We start from the raw sequence: 5,112 nt of genomic DNA, 5'->3' as shown, positions 1-5,112 counted from the left end.
TTATAACCATTAAATACCTATTAGCTATATGACTTTTAGCTAGTCAGATTATTAATCACAAAAGTCGTTGAAGAGCCGAAAATATTTTTTATGCAATGCTAGTGATTAATTCTAGAAGAAGTCTGGATATTCCTGTTTATCCTAAATAAGGTCTGACTTTATTAAAACTCCCCCTTTTTCCCCCTATCAGCAATATAATCCGCAGTCCTAGCTGCAATAGCCATAATCGTTTCTGTAGGATTAACTCCAGCCGAAGTTGTAAAGACACTAGCACCACAGATAAAGAGATTGGGTATATCATGGCTTTGACAAAACTCATTAACTACAGAATTTGTAGGATCATCTCCCATCCGACAGCCACCCAATAAATGACCAGTATCGGGAGCTACAAAGGCTGGCTCGCCACCTCTGGCTTTAAGTATCTGATTAGCTTTCTCTACTCCATGTTCGATCATCTTATTATCATTCTCTCCATAACTAAAAGTTACTTTAGGACGAGGCAAACCATATTCATCCTTTTGATCGCTTAAGGTAACTTGATTCTCCTTGCGAGGCAAAACCTCACCTACCATTGTTATTTGGGCATAAAAGTTAAAATTAAGCATAACTTCCCGCAAGTCCTTACCCCAATAACCTACATCATTAGCTAAAACCTTAGCCATCGCCACTGGTCTATTACCATGAGCATTCAGCGTATAACCTCTGGCAAAACCTCTATCAGGATCACTTTCATAGAAGTCCTGAGTACAAGCCAACACCGGAGTTCCTTTATATAGTCTGAGTTCTTCATCAAATTTAGCAAAAATATCATGTCCACTATGGGGCATAATATACTTACCTACCAGGCCACTACTATTAGCCAGTCCCTCGGGATATTGAGCACAGGCTGAATTAAGCAGTAGTCTCGGAGTTTCAACTGTAAAGGCTGAAACTATTACTACTTTAGCTTTTTGTTGATAATAGTCGCCATCGTGATTAAACTCCACTCCACTGACTTTACCATTATCATCTACCAGTATTCTGGTAACCATTGAATCAGTAATTACCTCTGCCCCTTCTTCTATTGCCTTAGGTACATGATGAATCAAAGTACTGAACTTAGCATTAGGCTTACAGCCCTCATTACAAAAACCTCGATTGGTACAGGGGGGACGACCGTCAAAGGGAGCAGATAGTATAGCTAACGGTGGGACACTACTTCTAATACCTAAAATTTCGCATCCTTCGCGAAAGACCTGGGCCCAGGCACTGATCGGCTCTCTCTCAGGATAAGGATAAGGGCCATTAAAAGGACCCCAGGGAAAGTGTTTGGGCCCTGAAACCTTAATATCGTTTTCGATCTTATCGTAATAAGGCTCTAGATCTTCATAGGAGATAGGCCAGTCTTCTCCCACTCCATCGGTAGACTTAACCCTAAAGTCACTTCTATGAAAACGGTAAAAAACCCCAGTAAAGTGAGTAGTTCCCCCGCCAACTCCGCGCCCAGAATTATTGGGCCCGAATTTAAGCGGATCATTACCGGTAGATAAGCGAGTATCCTGCCAGTTTAAAGAATAAGCATGTAGCTCATCACTAGCAAAATCAGTCTGGGGATCCCAAAAAGGGCCCGCTTCAATCCCCACCACATCTAAGCCAGCCTTGCTCAACTCATACGCTAGCACTCCTCCGGCAGCTCCCATCCCTACTATACAGACATCAACTTCTTGCTCTCCATACTTTCTATGTTCAAGATCATCATAACGATATCCCGCATAATGATCACAGTTATGCCGGATATAACTTTCATTCTCCATTTTTTTCCTCCTTCTTTCTCTCTGCTTCCCAAGGGTCTCTTATCCCCAATTCTAGCCTATAGTATCCCCGCGGATGAGCAGGGCCACCATAACCCATCTCTGACCAGATAGTAGGATGAGAATAGTAAGCACTAACAGTTAACAAGAGCAGTTTATCGAAGAGATCCTGTTGGGGAACTGTTGACCATTCAGGAATGCTAGCTGCCTTTCCCAATTGCAAATCAGAAAGCATCTCAAACTGTTCTTCAGTTCCCACTTCCAGAAAGTCCTGATTGTAAAGCTTTTGTGATAAGGTATCCAAAGCCTGCAAGCCTTCCCTAACTAAAATTTTCTCCGGTGGCGTATCTGGTTTGCGCTGATACTCACCCAGCTCATTACTTAAACGCTGGTCTATAAAATGAATAATCCAGTCAAAAATATCATCCCGATGATCATAGACCAAGTGTTTAGCTATTACTCGCAACTTAGGCTCTTCGTGATCCTGTAAAAACTTCAAAGCTGGAAACGGGCCCAACCTCTTCAGAACCACATCAACAGTAACCGGATCCCATTCCTCCTTCAAATCCAACACATCATAATCAGGATAATAAGTATTCATCATCTCAACCATAGATTAAAAGCCTCCTTGCAGCAGTCTCACTAAATCAATAGTAGCTACAGTAACCACTATCAAAGGTAAAATTACCGGTGGCCCTACCATATGATTGTGTATATTTTGACCACCTACTCGCTTGCCTACCCCATCCCAATGCAGATAAACTCCCCATAAATGAGCAGCTATAGTAATTACCAAGTTTATGGTTAGTAATGTTAATATCCAATCAACCGGATAAAGCTCTGCTAGCAACAAAATAGCAGCTAAAGGATAAAGAGTGTATAAAGGTAATAGTAAGCTCCAGTGATAGAAGTTCTGTCGATAATGAAAAAGATGAGTAGCTAGGGCCCAAAAAAGAAATTTCAATCCGTGCAATATCCCTTCGGAAATCTCTAAAAACTCCATCAATCTCTCCCTTTCTTTTGTAAAAGTAAAGAAACTATGTTTATCAAGCAATTAGTATTCTTAGGATATAACTAAAAGTATATTTTATACGTAGTCCATCTCTTAAACTTTAAACTGCTTTTATCCTTAGTAATAGAATGGAGAAATAGATTAAAATCTTTAGAGTAAAAATACCAAAGTCAGATTATGGCATGATGTGACTTTGGTAAAGACATCTTTTCACATCCTGAATAATAAGTTATTTCTTAATCCGAAAATATTTATTCTTTAGCTACTAATTAACGCAAAAGAAAGACCGAGGAAACCTATTATATCAACTAGGCCTCCTCGGTTAATTTCTATCAGCTTAAACCCTAAACATCAAACCTTTGAATTAAAGACTGTAGCTCCTGAGCCATTTCTGCTAACTCCTGAGCAGAATTACTAATCTCACTAGACATTCCAGCAATATCCTCTGAACTATCCATTATCTTATTACTTCTACCGGCCAACTCCTGAGCTCCTGAAGCAATCTGTTGGATTGCTACTGAAGTATTTTCGATAGAGCTTTCAATACTGGCGAAGGTTTGACCAGTCTCTTCCACAATCTCCTTGCCAGCTTTTGTTTTAGCATTAGCTTCCTGTACCGATTCCAAGCCCAAGTCAGAACTACTCTGAATTTCCTTAATCAGCTTAGCTATCTTATCAGTAGCCTTTCCAGTCTGTCCAGCCAACTCCCTAATCTCCTCAGCTACTACTGCAAAACCTCTTCCATGCTCACCGGCCCTAGCTGCCTCTATAGCAGCATTAAGAGCTAAGAGATTAGTCTGTTCTGCAATATCGTTAATCAATTCTATTATCTGACCTATTTCTCTAGAGTTACTATCCAAATTCTCGATAACTGTTACAGTCTCTTCTACTGTAGAGTTAATATCTTCAATATTAGTTACAGCCTGCTTAATCTTTTCTCCACCTTCCGCAGCTAACTGATCAGTCTCTTGAGCTATACTACTTACTTCTTGGCTGCTAGCAGAAACCTCCTCAATACTAGAAGTTACGTCCTGAATATTGCTATTAACTACATCTACCGTAGCATCGCCTTCCTCTGCCGAAGCAGATAGCTCTTCACTATAAGCCGATAACTCCTCTACAGTATCCAGTAGATTAAGTACCATTTCTTGTAGCTGTTCAACCATTTCATTGAAGACAGTTGCTAGTTTGCCTATCTCATCATCGGAGTCGACCTGCAAACGAGTAGTCAAATCTCCATCTTTAACGCTCTCCATATTTTTGACCATTCTTTCTAAAGGACTAAGAGAATGATCCAAAAATTTAAAAATGATAGCTAAGATAACAATTAGTCCTAGAAAAACCGATATATATGTATTCCTTCTGATATTACTGAGCCTACTCAATACCTCTCCTCTATCTCTAACCACCTTTATATAACCCCGTACCTGATCAGCATAGTCATGGATTGGTATTAATAAAACAGAATAGGCTCCTCCATCAATTAACTCAATTAGCTCTTCACCTTCTCTTACCCTATCGATAGCCTGATCATCAAGCTCCCAAGGATCCTCATCAGTAGTAGCAGCTAATCTATTATCATTATTATTTTCATCATCTTCCCAAGCAACACCATCGCCTAAAGTATAAATAAAGTACTCTCCACTAAGACTATCCTGTAAAGACTCTAAAAAAGCAACTCCAAACTCAGAACCAAACTCTACCGTACCGGTATGTTCTCCTTCGTAAAACATAGGCACAACTGCTCTAAAACCATATCCTCCTCTACCCTCTTCTAAACCAACAATAGCCTCTTGAATCTGATTAGCTTCATTAACGGTATGTCGAAAGTCTCTTAAACTATCGCCGTAGTTATCCGGAGCATGTAATCTTAAAAAGCTAGTAGAGTCCGGAAGATGAAACTGCCACTGAGCAAAATCATCCTCTATTGCTTCATAGGAAGAAAGCAGCATCTCCCGCAAAGCCTCTCGATCTCTTTCAGCAAATAATCTCTGTATCTCCTGATTATTAGCTATATTCTGAGCAGATAGCTCAGCCTCGCCCAACTGTTGTTGAAACCTATCTTGGACTGTATTAATCACAAATTCATACTGCTCCTCTTCATTCCTCTCAATCAAATTACTAGACTGTCTAACCATATAGAAACCAATAAATAAAGATAAAATCAATACACAGACAGCTATAATAATAGTTAACTTTCTCTTCAAAGACAATTTAATCCCTCCTAAAGATTATTAAACTTGAATTCGGCAAGTAAAATAATCTAGACTTAAAAATTGAAAATAAAAGTGGGATTTCCCTTAATTCTCT

Annotated in this window: 4 protein-coding genes; all 4 read right to left on the bottom strand. The window is 39.5% G+C overall.

Going from position 1 to position 5,112, the window contains the following annotated elements; translation table 11 throughout:
- Window positions 1-161: 161 nt before the first annotated feature.
- The 4 genes from MWH30_RS13460 to MWH30_RS13445 all read right to left on the bottom strand — a co-directional run bounded on the left by MWH30_RS13460 (window position 162) and on the right by MWH30_RS13445 (window position 5,015).
- A complete protein-coding gene (locus MWH30_RS13460) occupies window positions 162-1,793 on the bottom strand; it encodes a GMC family oxidoreductase (RefSeq protein WP_248664614.1) in 1,632 nt (543 codons plus the stop codon).
- Window positions 1,783-2,403 carry a gluconate 2-dehydrogenase subunit 3 family protein gene (locus MWH30_RS13455; RefSeq protein ID WP_248664613.1) on the bottom strand — a complete coding sequence of 207 codons (621 nt, stop codon included), beginning with the start codon at window positions 2,401-2,403 and terminating at the stop codon, window positions 1,783-1,785. Before MWH30_RS13455 ends, MWH30_RS13460 begins: the two co-directional genes overlap by 11 nt.
- 3 nt (window positions 2,404-2,406) lie before the next feature.
- Entirely contained in the window at window positions 2,407-2,793 is a 387-nt protein-coding gene (locus MWH30_RS13450) for a hypothetical protein (RefSeq protein ID WP_248664612.1), read from the bottom strand.
- A 353-nt stretch (window positions 2,794-3,146) separates the two neighbouring features.
- A complete protein-coding gene (locus MWH30_RS13445; RefSeq protein WP_248664611.1) occupies window positions 3,147-5,015 on the bottom strand; it encodes a methyl-accepting chemotaxis protein in 1,869 nt (622 codons plus the stop codon).
- Window positions 5,016-5,112 lie beyond the last annotated feature (97 nt).

Origin of the sequence: Fuchsiella alkaliacetigena, from assembly GCF_023227765.1 — a bacterium.
Taxonomy (GTDB): Bacteria; Bacillota; Halanaerobiia; order Halobacteroidales; family Acetohalobiaceae; genus Fuchsiella; species Fuchsiella alkaliacetigena.
The sequence above is the reverse complement of the archived record's forward strand: the minus strand, read 5'-3'. Positions and strand labels throughout refer to the sequence as shown.